Origin of the sequence: Streptomyces sp. S.PNR 29 (genome assembly GCF_030386795.1) — a bacterium.
In the GTDB taxonomy this organism is placed as follows: Bacteria; Actinomycetota; Actinomycetes; order Streptomycetales; family Streptomycetaceae; genus Streptomyces.
This window is the reverse complement of the sequence record NZ_JANUQM010000002.1, coordinates 772,499-785,778: the sequence shown is the minus strand read 5'-3', so window position 1 is coordinate 785,778 and position 13,280 is coordinate 772,499. Positions and strand designations below refer to the sequence as shown.

General features: G+C 71.7%; 12 protein-coding genes and 1 pseudogene. 7 read left to right on the top strand and 6 right to left on the bottom strand.

The genetic code is table 11. The features are described from left to right. Positions 1 to 2 precede the first annotated feature (2 nt). The 4 genes and pseudogenes from NW895_RS08235 to NW895_RS08220 form a co-directional block, all read right to left on the bottom strand. Entirely contained in the window at positions 3 to 911 is a 909-nt protein-coding gene (locus NW895_RS08235; RefSeq protein ID WP_289934669.1) for a dihydrodipicolinate synthase family protein, read from the bottom strand. Continuing rightward, on the bottom strand, positions 908 to 1,576 hold the full coding sequence (locus tag NW895_RS08230) for a GntR family transcriptional regulator (RefSeq protein ID WP_289934668.1): 669 nt from the start codon (positions 1,574 to 1,576) through the stop codon (positions 908 to 910). Before NW895_RS08230 ends, NW895_RS08235 begins: the two co-directional genes overlap by 4 nt. 196 nt (positions 1,577 to 1,772) lie before the next feature. After that, a pseudogene (locus NW895_RS08225) lies at positions 1,773 to 2,562 on the bottom strand (MBL fold metallo-hydrolase). A 105-nt stretch (positions 2,563 to 2,667) separates the two neighbouring features. After that, positions 2,668 to 3,261, bottom strand: a complete 594-nt coding sequence (locus NW895_RS08220; RefSeq protein WP_289934667.1) for a TIGR03086 family metal-binding protein — start codon at positions 3,259 to 3,261, stop codon at positions 2,668 to 2,670. A gap of 132 nt (positions 3,262 to 3,393) precedes the next feature. Between NW895_RS08220 and NW895_RS08215 the strand changes: the two genes are divergently transcribed. Beyond that, entirely contained in the window at positions 3,394 to 4,635 is a 1,242-nt protein-coding gene (locus NW895_RS08215) for an MFS transporter (protein ID WP_289934666.1), read from the top strand. On the opposite strand, the gene NW895_RS08210 is transcribed toward NW895_RS08215, so the two are convergent. Beyond that, positions 4,572 to 5,735: a hypothetical protein gene (locus tag NW895_RS08210; RefSeq protein ID WP_289934665.1), complete on the bottom strand. Its 1,164-nt coding sequence runs from the start codon at positions 5,733 to 5,735 to the stop codon at positions 4,572 to 4,574. The genes NW895_RS08215 and NW895_RS08210 overlap by 64 nt on opposite strands. Continuing rightward, positions 5,732 to 6,673 (bottom strand): 5-dehydro-4-deoxyglucarate dehydratase, encoded by a 942-nt coding sequence (locus NW895_RS08205; RefSeq protein ID WP_289934664.1) that lies wholly within the window; start codon positions 6,671 to 6,673, stop codon positions 5,732 to 5,734. The genes NW895_RS08210 and NW895_RS08205 overlap by 4 nt, the downstream gene beginning before the upstream one ends. A gap of 277 nt (positions 6,674 to 6,950) precedes the next feature. On the opposite strand from NW895_RS08205, the gene NW895_RS08200 reads away from it, so the two are divergent. The 6 genes from NW895_RS08200 to NW895_RS08175 all read left to right on the top strand — a co-directional run bounded on the left by NW895_RS08200 (position 6,951) and on the right by NW895_RS08175 (position 13,142). Continuing rightward, positions 6,951 to 7,760, top strand: coding sequence for an NAD(P)-dependent oxidoreductase (locus NW895_RS08200; protein WP_289934663.1), 810 nt, complete (start codon positions 6,951 to 6,953; stop codon positions 7,758 to 7,760). A gap of 314 nt (positions 7,761 to 8,074) precedes the next feature. After that, positions 8,075 to 8,857, top strand: coding sequence for a DeoR/GlpR family DNA-binding transcription regulator (locus tag NW895_RS08195; protein WP_289934662.1), 783 nt, complete (start codon positions 8,075 to 8,077; stop codon positions 8,855 to 8,857). Between the two features lie 112 nt (positions 8,858 to 8,969). Next, positions 8,970 to 10,346, top strand: a complete 1,377-nt coding sequence (locus tag NW895_RS08190) for a sugar ABC transporter substrate-binding protein (protein WP_289934661.1) — start codon at positions 8,970 to 8,972, stop codon at positions 10,344 to 10,346. Continuing rightward, positions 10,343 to 11,290, top strand: a complete 948-nt coding sequence (locus NW895_RS08185) for a sugar ABC transporter permease (RefSeq protein ID WP_289934660.1) — start codon at positions 10,343 to 10,345, stop codon at positions 11,288 to 11,290. Before NW895_RS08190 ends, NW895_RS08185 begins: the two co-directional genes overlap by 4 nt. Further along, positions 11,290 to 12,156, top strand: a complete 867-nt coding sequence (locus NW895_RS08180) for a carbohydrate ABC transporter permease (RefSeq protein ID WP_289934659.1) — start codon at positions 11,290 to 11,292, stop codon at positions 12,154 to 12,156. Before NW895_RS08185 ends, NW895_RS08180 begins: the two co-directional genes overlap by 1 nt. Continuing rightward, the gene (locus NW895_RS08175) at positions 12,153 to 13,142 is read left to right on the top strand and encodes a zinc-dependent alcohol dehydrogenase family protein (protein WP_289934658.1); all 990 of its coding nucleotides are present in this window, start codon (positions 12,153 to 12,155) and stop codon (positions 13,140 to 13,142) included. Before NW895_RS08180 ends, NW895_RS08175 begins: the two co-directional genes overlap by 4 nt. Positions 13,143 to 13,280 lie beyond the last annotated feature (138 nt).

Here is a 13,280-nt window from a genome sequence, read left to right as displayed (position 1 = left end):
GGTCATATGGACCACCCGGCGGCGATGGCGGCGACCTCGGCGCGCTCGTTCTCGGGCAGCGGCTTGCTCGGCGGGCGGACCTCGCGGCGGCAGAGCCCGAGGGAGGCGAGGGCCTCCTTGACGACGGTGACGTTGTTGGCGGAGCCGTTCGCGGCGCGCAGTTCCTCGAAGCGGCGGATCTGCTCCCAGACCTTCATGGCGGCCGGGTAGTCGCCGGCGCGCAGGGCGTCGATCATGTTCCGGGAGACGGCCGGGGCGACGTTCACGAGTCCGGACGTGAAGCCGGTGGCACCGGCCGAGAAGTAGGAGGGGGCGTACGGCTCGGCGAGTCCGGCCACCCACACGAACCGGTCGAGGCCGGCGTCGCGGGCGAAGGCGGCGAACCTGGCGGCGTCCGGGACGGCGTACTTCACACCGATGACGTTGGGGCAGGAGTCGGCGAGTTCGGCGAGGCGGGCGCCGGCCAGCTGCGCGTTGCGGATGTACGGGACGACGCCCAGCTCGGGCACGGCCTCGGCGATGGCGCGGTGGTAGTCGACCCAGCCGGCCTGGGAGACATAGGGGTGGACGGGCTGGTGGACCATCACCATCTGCGCGCCGAGTTCGCGGGCGTGGCGGGCGGAGGCGGCGGCGGTGGGCACGTCATGGCCGACGCCGACGAGGATCGCCGCACGGTCGCCGGCCTCGTCGATGGTCAGCTCGGTGACGAGACGGCGTTCTTCGGGGGTGAGGGCGTAGAACTCGCCGGTGTTGCCGTTGGGGGTGAGGGTCGTGATGCCACCGTCGAGCAGACGACGCAACAGGGCCCGGTAGGTGCCCTGCTCGACGGAGCCGTCCTCGGCGAAGGGTGTCACCGGGATGGCCACCACGTCGGCCAGGGCCGCCCGCTGGGTCTCGAACGTCGTTGTCATGCCTGACCGTCCTCTCCCTGGGCCTCGGACCCCGCTTCGGGAAAGGCCCGCTCGACGAACGACGCGATGTGCGCGTGGAGGGCGCTCGCCGCGCCGTCCGCGTCGCCCGCGAGGGCGAGGCGCAGGATCTCCCGGTGCTCGCCGGCCTCCCGCTCCCAGGAGGGGGAGGCGGCCCAGGCGACGGCGGAGACGAGGGCCGCCTGGTCGCGGACCTCGTCGAGCATCCGGCCGAGCAGCGGGTTGCCGCACGGCAGGTACAGGGCGCGGTGGAACTCGCGGTTGGCCAGGGAGCGCTCGGCGGTGTCGGTGGCCTCGTCGGCCCGCGTCAGCGCGTTCTGCGCGGCGTCCAGGGAGGCGCCGCGTCTGACGGCACGCTTGAGTGCCTCGGGTTCGAGGAGCAGCCGCACGTCGTAGACCTCGCGCGCCATGTCCGCGTCCACCATGCGCACGGTCACGCCCTTGTACTGGCTCATCACGACCAGCCCGGTGCCGGCCAGGGTCTTGAGCGCCTCGCGCACCGGGGTCTTCGACACCCCGAACTGTGCGGCGAGCTCGGTCTCGACCAGGGCCTGGCCCGGCGTCAACTGCCCGGTGAGGATGCGGCGTTTGATCTCCTCCAGCACGTACTGCGTGCGGGAGGGGATCGGCGTGGGCACAGAGGTCATGCGCGCCTCTCGGATCTCGTCGATCACATCACGGTCGATCGCGTATCGGATCTCGCGTATCGCGTCTCATATATGACGTACGAAGTACGACCCGTTGAAGGTAGGAGCGGCTCTGTGTTTCGTCAACGCTTCCGGCAAAAGAAGTCGGGGTGACCGGCGGATAGGCCCCGGAGGGTGCGGATGGGCGAGAGATGTCTCAGATGCGCTGGATGTCCCCTTCGCGGGCGGTGGCGGTGGGCCCGCCGAAGGCCCCGGCGGCCCGGACGGTGGCCGCCTCGGCGGTGAGTGCGGGGCCGACGTGGGTGATGAGCAGCTGCCGTGCTCGCGCCGCCCGCGCGCAGGCGCCGGCGTCCTCGGGCGTGAGATGGACCTGTTCGCCTTCGCGATGCGCGTCGATGTCGGCCTCGCAGAGGAACAGGTCGGCGTTCCGGGCGGCCTCGGTGAGGCCGCCGCACGGCCCGCTGTCCCCGGAGTACGCCAGCACCCGCCCTCCGCTTTCGGCCCGCAGCGCGTAGGCCTCGACGTCGTGCGTGACGGCGTGGGCGGTGAGGAGCAGGTCGCCGTGGCGGGCGGTGTGCCCGTCGTGCAGTGCCCTGAAGTCGAGGATTCCGTTCAGAAAACCGGCGTCCGGGCGCCCGGAGAACCCGGCGAGCCGCTGAGCACCGTCACCCGGCGCGTAGACGGGAACGGGCGCGGGCGGAGTGAGCCCTCCGTACGCGTGCCCGTAGACCGCGGACAACAGGTCGGCGATGGGGGCACCGCCCGGTCGAGCGAAGCCGAGACTGGGGGAGGTCGGCGTGCAGGTGCGAGATCCAGATCGCGCTGAGCCGCGCCGGGTCGGTGTGCCGCTGCAACTTCGCGAAGGTGCCGGGACCGGCGTCCACCCACCTCTCGGCGCCACCGTCCCTCAGCAGGTAGCCGGAGCAGGGGCGGCCGGGCCGGGGGTGGGGGGAGGCGGTGCCGAGGACGGTGAGCGTGAGAGGCATGCGGGGAGGCTACGTGCCGCCGGATCACCCGGGCAGGTGGAATTCCGGGTGCCGGAGCCGGTCGTCCAGACACTGACGAGCGGTCCGTATCCGTTTCTCCTGGACCTACCCCTTCCGTGTCCAGCCCGGGTCCCGTCCGCTCAACCCGACGGCCCGGTCCAGGAGGGGCGCGTCGTCCGGGACCGGTACGACGGGGCCGAAGATGCCGCCGCCGCGGTCCTGTTCGGCGGCGGCTGCGGCGAGCAAGTCGTACGACACCCGCAGTGCGGCCGGATCGGGCTCGTAGGGCTGACCGGTGGCTCGGGCGAGGTCCCAGCCGTGGATCACCAGTTCGTCGGCCGCCACGGCTGCGGCGACCGCGCCGGGGAGGTCGATGCCGCCCGCGCGGGTCATGCCGGTCCACGCGGACGGGTCGCGCCAGGCGTCGGCGAGTTCACCGAGGGCCTTGGGCAGCTCCTCGCGCCAGCCGGGGCCGATCTCGCAGGCGGCGGCGTCCGGGGCGGTGCCGGTGGTGGCGCCCAGGTCCTTGCGCGCGGCGTCCCGGAAGGCGACGGCCAGACCGTGGAGGTGTCCCAGCATGTTGCGCACCGCACAGCCGGGGCACGGGGTCTCGTCCGGCAGTTGCTCGTCGGTCACGCCCTCCGCCAGGCGTGCCAGGATCAATGCCTGCGGTCCGAAGTCGAAGGTCGTGTCGGTCATCGCTGCTCCTCACCCGATCGGTTTCTCGGGAGGTAGACCGATGCCGGCCCCGGAACTCATCGCCCGCCCGCCTCTCCCCCAAGGCACCTGCCCGATCACCGAGCAGGGGCCTTAGCCCCACGATGACCAGGTATGACGACGCAAACGACGACCTGGACAGTGGTGCGTGTGCTGCGTGACCGCAACGCCGGTCCGTATCTCGCCGGAGTGGTGGTCTCCGGCTTCGGCACCTCCGCGCTCTGGCTCGCGTCCGGCGTGTGGGTGAAGGACCTCACCGGCTCGGACGGGCTGGCCGCCCTGTGCGTGCTGGCCATGTGGGCCTCGGCCCCGGCCGGCCCGGCCCTGGGCACGCTCGCCGACCGGGTCCGCCGCAAACCGCTGCTCATCGGCACGAACCTGCTCCTGGCCGCCCTGCTGCTCACCCTTTTCGCCGTCGACTCCCCGGACCGCGTGTGGATCGTGTTCGCGGTGCTGTTCGTGTACGGCGCGGCGGGCATCGTCCATGACGCCGCCGAGTCGGCACTCGTCGCCGCCGCCGTCGACAAGCACCTGCTCGGCGACTTCAACGGGCTGCGCATGACGGCCACCGAGGGCATGAAGCTCCTCGCCCCGCTGGCCGGAGCGGGCCTGTACTCGGTGTACGGCGGCCCGGTCGTCGCCCTCCTCGACGCGATCAGCTTCGTCCTCGCCACCGGCTTGTACGCCTGCCTCCGCGTCCGCGAGAGCAGGCCCGAGCCGCCCGCCGCCGGCTGGCACGCGCGGACGGCGGAGGGCGCCCGCCACCTGTGGGCACACCCCCGGCTGCGCCCCCTGGTCGTGGCGGGCGGCGCCACCATGCTGTTCGCGGGGCTCAACGGCGCGATGGTGTACGCCGTCGTAGGCGGCCTCGGCCACTCGCCCGCCTACGCGGGCGTGCTCGCCGCCGTGCAGGGCGCCGGTTCGGTGGCGGTCGGGCTGCTCTCCGGAACCGCCCTGCGCCGGCTCGGCCGCCACCACTTCGCGGCCTGCGGCATCGGCCTCACGGCCGTCGGGGTGGGTCTGCGGGCGGTCCCGGCCGACCCGGCGGCCCTGGCGGGCAGCGCGGCGATCGGCGCCGGGCTGCCCTGCGTGCTGATCGCCGCGCTGACCGCCGTGCAGCACGAGACGCCGGACGCGCTGCTCGGCCGTACCGCCGCCACCGCGAACACCCTGCTGTTCACGCCGAACGTGATCGGGCTGAGCGCCGGGGCCGCGCTGGTCGAACTGGCCGACCTCCGGCCGACCCTGCTGGCCCTGGGTCTCGCGCTGCTGGTGACGGCGGCGGTCCTGCGTCAGAGCCCGGCGAGCGCCGAGCGCACCGTCTCCAGGTCACCGTCCGACGCCAACCCGGCGTGATACAGCCGCACTTCCGTCGCGCCGAGCCGCCGGGCCTCGGTGATGTCCGCCGCGAGCGTGCCGGGGCTGCCCCCCATGCCGGAGACCACGGTGAAGTTGGCGGCGATGACGGCACCGTCAGGGCGCTGCTGCGCGAAGGGGGTCAGCAGGCCGGGACCGCCCGCGCAGGGCACGACCACGCCGTCCGCGACGGACAGGATGTGCGCCGGGTCGACGCCGGGGTTGGCGCCGCAGTGGTACGACACCGGGTCGGCGTGCAGCAGCACCTGGAAGCCGTCGGGCGCGGCGTCCCGGACGGCACGGACCGCCGTCTCCTGGAGCGTACGGGCGGTCTCGTCCCGCCACGCGCGTGTGGCGTTCGCCGTCGTCTCACCGAGCAGCTTCTCCACGCCCGCCCAGCCGCCATCGGAGGGCGCTCCCTGCCACACCGGCTCCAGCGCGGTCCGTACGGCGTCCGCCAGCTCGTCGGCGTCCAGGCCCTTGCTGCCGTAGCCCTCCCGGCAGGCCGGGCAGAAGCACAGGGCCATCAGGTACTGCCCGGCGTCGCCGAGACCGACCCCGCCGGTCTTGTCGTGGGCGTGCAGGTGCTGCAGCCCGTACCAGCCGAGGGACTCCAGCTCCGTACCGCGCGCCCCGGGCCGTACCGCCGCCTCGGCGGCGAGGTCCACCAGGTACGCGCGCGTGGCGGGCTGTGCGATGCACGGCGCCCAGGGGTAGCGGTCGCCGTAGGCGTTGACGACCGAGGTGTCCGGATGCTCGGCGCCCAGGCGGGAGTTGTGTGCGAGCACGACCCAGGTGTGCACTTCGAGGCCCGCGTCCGTGAGTGCGGCGGCGGCCTCGCCGAAGGCGTCGCCGGGTGCCCAGTCACCGGCCGCGTACGGGCGCAGCTCCCGGCCCTCCCAGCGGTCGCCGGCCGGGTAGAGCACGGCCGCGTGCTCGGCGGTGACGACGCGGTGGCTCGGGTGGCGGGGCGTCAGCGCGCGCGTGGAGTGGTAGGCGGCGGCGAGCGTCGCCTGCCGCACGCCGATGCCCGCGATGAACTCCGCGGCTCGCGGATCCCCGTTGACGTCCCAGGGGTAGACGAACGCCGACGCCTTCACATGCCCTCCTCAAGCAGCGCGTACCCGCGCTCGATCAGCTGCGCGAGCTGCTTGACATGATCCTCGCCCGGCTCGTGCAGCGGCGGCCGGACCTCCCCCACGTCCAGCCCGCGCAGCCGTACGCCGGCCTTGACCAGGGAGACGGCGTAGCCGCGGCCCTGGGCGCGCAGTTCGACGAACGGCCGGTAGAAGCCGTCCAGCAGGCGGCGCACGGTCTCCTCGTCGCCGGAGCCGAGCGCCGAGTGGAAGGCGAGGGCGATCTCCGGGGCGAAGCAGAAGACCGCGGAGGAGTACAGCGTGACGCCGATGCCGCGGTAGGCGAGCTGGGTCTGCTCGGCCGTCGGCAGCCCGTTGAAGTAGAGGAAGTCGCCGGGGACCTCGGTGCGGACGGCGCTGACGATGCGCTGCAGGAGGTCGAGGTCGCCGAGCCCGTCCTTGAGGCCGATGATCCCGTCGGTGCGGGCCAGCTCGACCACGGTCTCCGGCGTGAACACGGCGTTGTCGCGCTGGTAGACGACGACGGGCAGCCCGGTCGCCGCGGCCACCTCCCTGTAGTGCCGCAGCAGCCCCTCCTGCCCGGCGATCACCAGGTACGGCGGCAGGGCGAGCAGCCCGTCCGCCCCGGCCGCCTCGGCGAGGCGGGCGTAGCGCACCGCGAGCGCGGTCCCGTAGCCGGCGCCCGCGACGACCGGCACCCGCCCCTCGGCCGCCTCGACGGCCACCCGGACGCAGGCCTCGAACTCCTCGGGCGTCAGCGCGTGGAACTCCCCGGTGCCGCAGCAGGCGAAGACGGCGGCGGCCCCTGCCTCGACCCCGCGGCGCACGTGCGTGCGGTACGCGTCGAGGTCGACGGCGCCGTCGGAGCCGTAGGCGGTGACGGGGAAGAACAGCGGCCCGCTGGGGGCGCTGAGCCGGGCGGCGAGGGGGGCTGACGTCACGGGCTCTCCCGGTGCATGTTTATGATCCACGTCTACATTTCTGAACGTCACCACGCTATGGGGACGTATCAACGCGGGTCAAGCGCGCAAACCCGCAACACAGCAGCGCGTTTGGCGACGTCGCGGCACACTTGACGGGGCTGGGCACCACCCTTAGCGTGTCCACGCATGTGAATGTCGTACGTACATACGCACGACAGCCGATCCCAGGCCGGACTTCGACCGGACGTCACCGGACCACAACCGGACCACAACCGGACATCAAGGAGACCCGAGGATGCCCGCTCCCCGCACCGTTCTGCTCACCGGCGCCGCCGGCGGGCTCGGCACCCTGATGCGGGACCTGCTCCCCTCCTACGGCTACGAGCTGCGCCTGCTCGACCTGCGCCCGATCGACGGTGAGCCGGACGCGATCGTCGCGGACCTCGCCGACAGGGAGGCCGTGCGCGAGGCGGTCCGGGGCGTCGACGCGATCATCCACCTTGCGGGCATCTCCCTGGAAGCCCCCTTCGACAAGATCCTCAAGGCGAACATCGAGGGCACCTACAACCTCTACGAGGCCGCCCGCGAGGAGGGGATCGGCCGTATCGTCTTCGCCTCCTCCAACCACGCCGTCGGCTACACCCCGCGGCCCCAGGGCGACGACCCGCTCATCCCCGTCGACACCCCGCGCCGCCCGGACACCTTCTACGGCCTGTCCAAGTCCTTCGGCGAGGACCTCGCCCAGTTCTACTGGGACAAGCACGGCCTTCAGACCGTCTCCGTCCGCATCGGCTCCTGCTTCCCCGAGCCGACCAGCGTGCGCATGCTCTCGGTGTGGATGAGCCCCGCCGACGGCGCCCGCCTCTTCCACGCGGCCCTGACCGCCGAGAACGTCGGACACACCGTCGTCTACGGCTCCTCCGCCAACACGCGCCTGTGGTGGGACCTCACCACCGCGCGGGCGCTCGGTTACGAGCCGAGGGACGACTCCGAGCCGTACGCCGAGAAGCTCATCGCCGAACAGGGAGAGCTGGACCCCGGCAACCCGGCGCACGCCTGCCTGGGCGGCCACTTCGTGACCGACCCGCCGATCTGGCCGTACTGATCCGGCCACACGGCGGAAAAGAAGCGTTCGCGGGAGCGGGCGGGCAGCAAACGGGCCCGCCCGCTCCCGCATTCGGGCATCCGCGCTGCCCGATCTCACGCCCCGGCCCGCAGCCACGCAGGTCCGCGACGGGCACCAGCCGAGGCGAACGGGCATAAACGGGCAGCATCGACTCCGCAACAGACCTGGTCAGTGCCGCACCCCCGCTGTAGAACTTCCTCCACGGGCCGCACCGGGTCCGAACGGGCATCTCCGGCCCGACCGCCCCCGGAGGCGACCGAGCCGGCAGCACAGCACGGAAGCGGGTGTCGACGATGACCACGGCAAAGACGGCGAGGACCGCCGAGGAACGCCAGCGTGAGATCGTGCGCGTCGCGCGTGCCACCGGCTCGGTCGACGTCACCGCGCTCGCCACCGACCTGGGCGTGGCCAAGGAGACCGTGCGGCGGGACCTGCGCGTCCTGGAGGACCACGGCCTGCTCCGGCGCACCCACGGCGGCGCCTACCCCGTGGAGAGCGCCGGCTTCGAGACGACGCTCTCCTTCCGCGCCACCAGCCACGTCCCCGAGAAGCGCCGGATCGCGGCCGCCGCGGCCGAGCTGCTCGGGGACGCCGAGACGGTCTTCGTCGACGAGGGCTTCACCCCGCAGCTCATCGCCGAAGCGCTGCCCCTGGACCGGCCGCTGACCGTCGTCACCGCCTCCCTGCCGGTCGCCGGCGCCCTCGCCGAGGCCGAGAACGCCTCCGTCCTGCTGCTCGGCGGACGGGTCCGCTCCGGCACCCTGGCGACGGTCGACCACTGGACCACGAAGATGCTCGCCGGCTTCGTCATCGACCTGGCGTTCATCGGCGCCAACGGCATCTCCCGCGAACACGGCCTCACCACCCCCGACCCGGCCGTCAGCGAGGTCAAGTCCCAGGCCATCCGATCCGCTCGGCGCACGGTCTTCGCAGGCGTCCACACGAAGTTCGGAGCCGTCAGCTTCTGCCGCTTCGCGGAGGTCGGCGCCCTGGAGGCGATCGTCACCAGCACCCTGTTCCCCGCGGCCGAGGCCCATCGCTACTCCCTCTTGGGGCCGCAGGTCATCCGCGTCTGACGGCCGAGCCGACCACCGGGCACCGACTTCCAGAACCCCGCCCTCACCCTTCAGGGCACCGCACACCCACCGAAGCCCCCTTTGCCCCCATATGTATGTTCAGGAGCATCACATGAGAACCCAGAGCCGGAGCCGACGGGCGCCACGCACCCTGATCGCCGTGGCCGCCGCAGGAACGCTGATCACCCCACTGCTCGCCGCCTGCTCGGGCGCCGGCGGGTCCGGATCCACCGGCGGCGACTCCATCAACGTCCTGATGGTGAACAACCCGCAGATGGTGGAGCTGCAGAAGCTCACCGCCGCCCACTTCACCAAGGAGACCGGCATCAAGGTGAACTTCACCGTCCTGCCGGAGAACGACGTCAGGGACAAGATCAGCCAGGACTTCGCCAACCAGGCGGGCCAGTACGACGTCGCCACGCTCAGCAACTACGAGATCCCGATCTACGCCGAGAACGGCTGGCTCCACTCCCTGGACTCGTACGTCAAGAGCGACACCGCCTTCGACCAGGACGACATCCTCAAGCCGATGACGCAGGCCCTCACCGCGGAGGACGGCAAGCTCTACGGCGAACCCTTCTACGGCGAGTCCTCCTTCCTGATGTACCGCAAGGACGTCTTCGAGAAGGCGGGCCTGACCATGCCCGACAAGCCCACCTGGCAGCAGGTCGCAGACCTCGCCGCCGAGGTGGACAAGGCCGAGCCCGGCATGAAGGGCATCTGCCTGCGCGGCCTGCCCGGCTGGGGCGAGGTCATGGCACCGCTGACCACGGTCGTCAACACCTTCGGCGGCACCTGGTTCGACAAGGACTGGAAGGCCCGACTGGACTCCAAGGAGTTCAAGGAGGCCACGCGGTTCTACGTCGACCTGGTCCGCAAGCACGGAGAGTCCGGCGCCGCGCAGTCCGGCTACGCCGAGTGCCTGAACAACATGACCCAGGGCAAGACGGCCATGTGGTACGACGCCACGGCCGGCGCCGGCTCCCTGGAGGCCTCCGGCTCCCCGGTCAAGGGCAAGATCGGCTACGTGCCGGCCCCGGTCGAGAAGACCGACGGCTCCGGCTGGCTCTACACCTGGGCCTGGGGCATCCAGAAGGCGTCCAAGAACGCCGGGAACGCCTGGAAGTTCATCTCCTGGGCCTCCGGCAAGGACTACGAGAAGCTCGTCGGCGAGAAGATCGGCTGGGCCAACGTGCCGGCCGGCAAGCGCGCGTCGACCTATGACATCCCGCAGTACCGCAAGGAGGCGGCCGCCTTCGCGGACGTCACCCGGGACGCCATCGCGAACGCCAGGCCCGAGGACCCGGGCGTGCAGCCCCGGCCCGCGCCCGGCATCCAGTTCGTCGGCATCCCGGAGTTCACCGACCTGGGCACCAAGGTCTCCCAGGAGATCAGCGCCGCGATCGCCGGCCGGGAGTCCGTGGACAGCGCCCTGAGCAAGTCGCAGAAGCTCGCCGAGGCCGTCGGAAAGAAGTACCAGGGATCATGACCGTCACGACTCCCCCCACCCGGGCCGCCACCGCTCCCCCGCGGCCGGCGGTCCGGCGGCCGGACCGTCTGCGCGCGTGGGCCACCCGCGCCCCCCTGCTGCCCGCGCTGATCTTCATGATCCTCGTGACGCAGCTGCCCTTCGTCGCCACCCTGGTGATCTCGTTCTTCGACTGGAACGCGCTGTACCCGGACGACCGTCACTTCGCCGGCTTCGCCAACTACTCGGAGGTGCTCAGCACGCCCGAACTGCGCAAGTCGGTGTGGACGACGGTCCTGCTGACCGTCACGGTCGTGCTCGTGAGCCTGGTGCTGGGTCTGGTGCTGGCGCTCCTGCTGGACCGGAGGTTCCGTGGCCGGGCCGCCGTGCGCACGATGCTCATCGCCCCGTTCCTGCTGGTGCCGATCGCGGCCGCGCTGCTGTGGAAACACGTGCTGTTCAACCCCGAGTACGGCTTGTTCAACGGCGTCCTGCACTGGATCGGAGGGGACGGGGCGGCCCAGCCGGACTGGATCTCCGAGATGCCGCTGACAGCGGTCGAGGCGTCCCTGATCTGGCAGTGGACCCCGTTCATGACGCTGATCCTGCTCGCCGGACTGCAGAGCCGCGACCCGCAACTGATCGAGGCGGCCCGGATGGACGGCGCGAACGACTGGCAGGTGTTCCTCCACATCACCCTGCCGCACATGCGCCGCTACCTCGAACTCAGCGTGCTGCTGGGCTCGATCTACATCGTGCAGAACTTCGACGCGGTGTACACCATCACCTCCGGCGGACTGGGCACCGCGAACCTGCCGTACACCATCTACCAGACCTTCTACCAGGCGCATGAGAACGGCCTCGCCTCGGCGGCCGGCGTCATCGTCGTCATCGGCTCGCTCGTCCTCGCGACCTTCGCCCTGCGCGTGGTGTCGTCCCTGTTCCGCGCGGAGGTGTCCCGCTGATGACCGCCCTCACCACCGCCACCGCGCGACGGCCCCGGCCCCGCGGCCGGGTCCAGGGTGCCGCCCTGGGGATCACCGCGTGGCTGGCCGGCCTCCTGTTCGTGCTGCCCATCCTCTGGATGGTGCTGACCTCCTTCCACTCCGAGGCGGACGCGGCGACCAACCCCCCATCCCTCGCCGCCTCCCTCACCCTGGACAGCTACCGCGCGTTCTTCGGCGCGGGCGGCGGTGCCGGCCCCTGGCCCGCCCTGATCAACTCGACGACGGCGTCGGTGGTCTCCACGCTGCTGACGCTGTGCCTCGCGCTGCCCGCCGCGTACGCGCTCAGCATCAGGCCGGTGAAGAAGTGGACCGACGTCCTGTTCTTCTTCCTGTCCACCAAGATGCTGCCGCTGGTGGCCGGCCTGCTGCCGATCTACCTGTTCGCGAAGAACACCGGTCTGCTGGACAACGTCTGGGCCCTGGTCATCCTCTACACGGCCATGAACCTGCCGATCGCGGTGTGGATGATGCAGTCCTTCCTCTCCGAAGTGCCGACCGCGATCATCGAGGCGGCGCAGATCGACGGCGCGAGGCTGCCGACGATCCTGTGGCGGGTGGTGGCCCCCATCGCCCTGCCGGGCATCGCGGCGACCGCCCTGATCTGCTTCATCTTCAGCTGGAACGAGCTGCTGTTCGCCCGGGTGCTCACCGGCGTGGTCGCCGAGACCGCCCCCGTCTTCCTGACCGGCTTCATCACCAGCCAGGGCCTGTTCCTGGCGAAGGTGTGCGCCGCTTCGCTCGTCATCTCCCTGCCGGTGCTCGCCGCGGGGTTCGCCGCCCAGGACAAACTGGTCCAGGGCCTGTCGTTGGGAGCCGTGAAATGAAGGCCGCCGTCATCGAGTCCGTGGGCAAGGCTGTCGTCACGGAGGTCCCGGACCCGACGCCGGGGCCGCGCGAGGTCGTCGTCGAAGTGGCGGCCTGCGGGCTGTGCGGCACGGATCTGCACATCCTGCAGGGTGAGTTCGCGCCCGAGCTGCCCATCGTGCCGGGGCACGAGTTCGCGGGCGAGGTGGTCGGGGTGGGCACGCGGGTCACGGAACTGTCGGTCGGCGACAGGGTGGCCGTGGACCCGTCCCTGTACTGCCACGAATGCCGGTACTGCCGCACGGGCCACAACAACCTCTGCGAGCGGTGGGCGGCGATCGGGGTGACGACGGCGGGCGGCGCGGCGCGGTACGCGGTGGCGCCGGTCGCGAACTGCGTACGGCTGCCCGAACACGTCCGTACGCAGGACGCGGCGCTGGTGGAGCCGTTGTCGTGCGCGGTACGGGGCTACGACGTGCTGCGTTCCCGCCTGGGGGCCCATGTCCTGATCTACGGCTCCGGGACGATGGGCCTGATGATGCTGGAGCTGGCCAAGCGGACGGGGGCGGCGAGCGTGGACGTGGTGGACGTCAACCCGTCCCGCCTGGAGACGGCCCGGCAACTGGGCGTCTCCGCCTCGGCCGCGAACCCGGACGAACTGGACCGCCCGCAGGGCTGGGACGTCGTGGTCGACGCGACGGGGAACGCGGCGGCGATCCAGGACGGCCTGGGGCGGGTGGCGAAGGCCGGCACGTTCCTCCAGTTCGGAGTCGCCGACTACGCGACGCGGGTCACGATCGATCCGTACCGCATCTACAACCAGGAGATCACCATCACCGGTTCGATGGCGGTCCTGCACAGCTTCGAACGCGCGGCCGAGCTGTTCGCGAACGGTGTGCTGGATCCGGGGACCTTCATCAGCGACCGGATCCCGCTGGAGCGGTACCCGCAGGCGCTGGAGCAGTTCGCGGCGGGGGTGGGCCGCAAGATCGTCGTCGTACCGTAGCGATCCCCTGGGGGGCGGAGCCCCCGGCGGAGTCCAGGGGCTGCGCCCGTGGTGGGGTCTGGGGGCGAAGCCCCCCCGGTGGGGGTCCGGGGCTGTGCCCCGGGTTGGGACGGGTAGGGGCGGCGGGGGCGAGTACAC

What these genes read in the sequence shown, in the direction of transcription:
- NW895_RS08180 (WP_289934659.1), top strand. Translation starts at nt 11,290, where the DNA reads ATGACCGCCCTCACCACCGCCACCGCGCGACGGCCCCGGCCCCGCGGC.
- NW895_RS08235 (WP_289934669.1), bottom strand. Translation starts at nt 911, where the DNA reads ATGACAACGACGTTCGAGACCCAGCGGGCGGCCCTGGCCGACGTGGTG.
- NW895_RS08190 (WP_289934661.1), top strand. Translation starts at nt 8,970, where the DNA reads ATGAGAACCCAGAGCCGGAGCCGACGGGCGCCACGCACCCTGATCGCC.
- NW895_RS08230 (WP_289934668.1), bottom strand. Translation starts at nt 1,576, where the DNA reads ATGACCTCTGTGCCCACGCCGATCCCCTCCCGCACGCAGTACGTGCTG.
- NW895_RS08185 (WP_289934660.1), top strand. Translation starts at nt 10,343, where the DNA reads ATGACCGTCACGACTCCCCCCACCCGGGCCGCCACCGCTCCCCCGCGG.
- NW895_RS08200 (WP_289934663.1), top strand. Translation starts at nt 6,951, where the DNA reads ATGCCCGCTCCCCGCACCGTTCTGCTCACCGGCGCCGCCGGCGGGCTC.
- NW895_RS08220 (WP_289934667.1), bottom strand. Translation starts at nt 3,261, where the DNA reads ATGACCGACACGACCTTCGACTTCGGACCGCAGGCATTGATCCTGGCA.
- NW895_RS08195 (WP_289934662.1), top strand. Translation starts at nt 8,075, where the DNA reads ATGACCACGGCAAAGACGGCGAGGACCGCCGAGGAACGCCAGCGTGAG.
- NW895_RS08215 (WP_289934666.1), top strand. Translation starts at nt 3,394, where the DNA reads ATGACGACGCAAACGACGACCTGGACAGTGGTGCGTGTGCTGCGTGAC.
- NW895_RS08175 (WP_289934658.1), top strand. Translation starts at nt 12,153, where the DNA reads ATGAAGGCCGCCGTCATCGAGTCCGTGGGCAAGGCTGTCGTCACGGAG.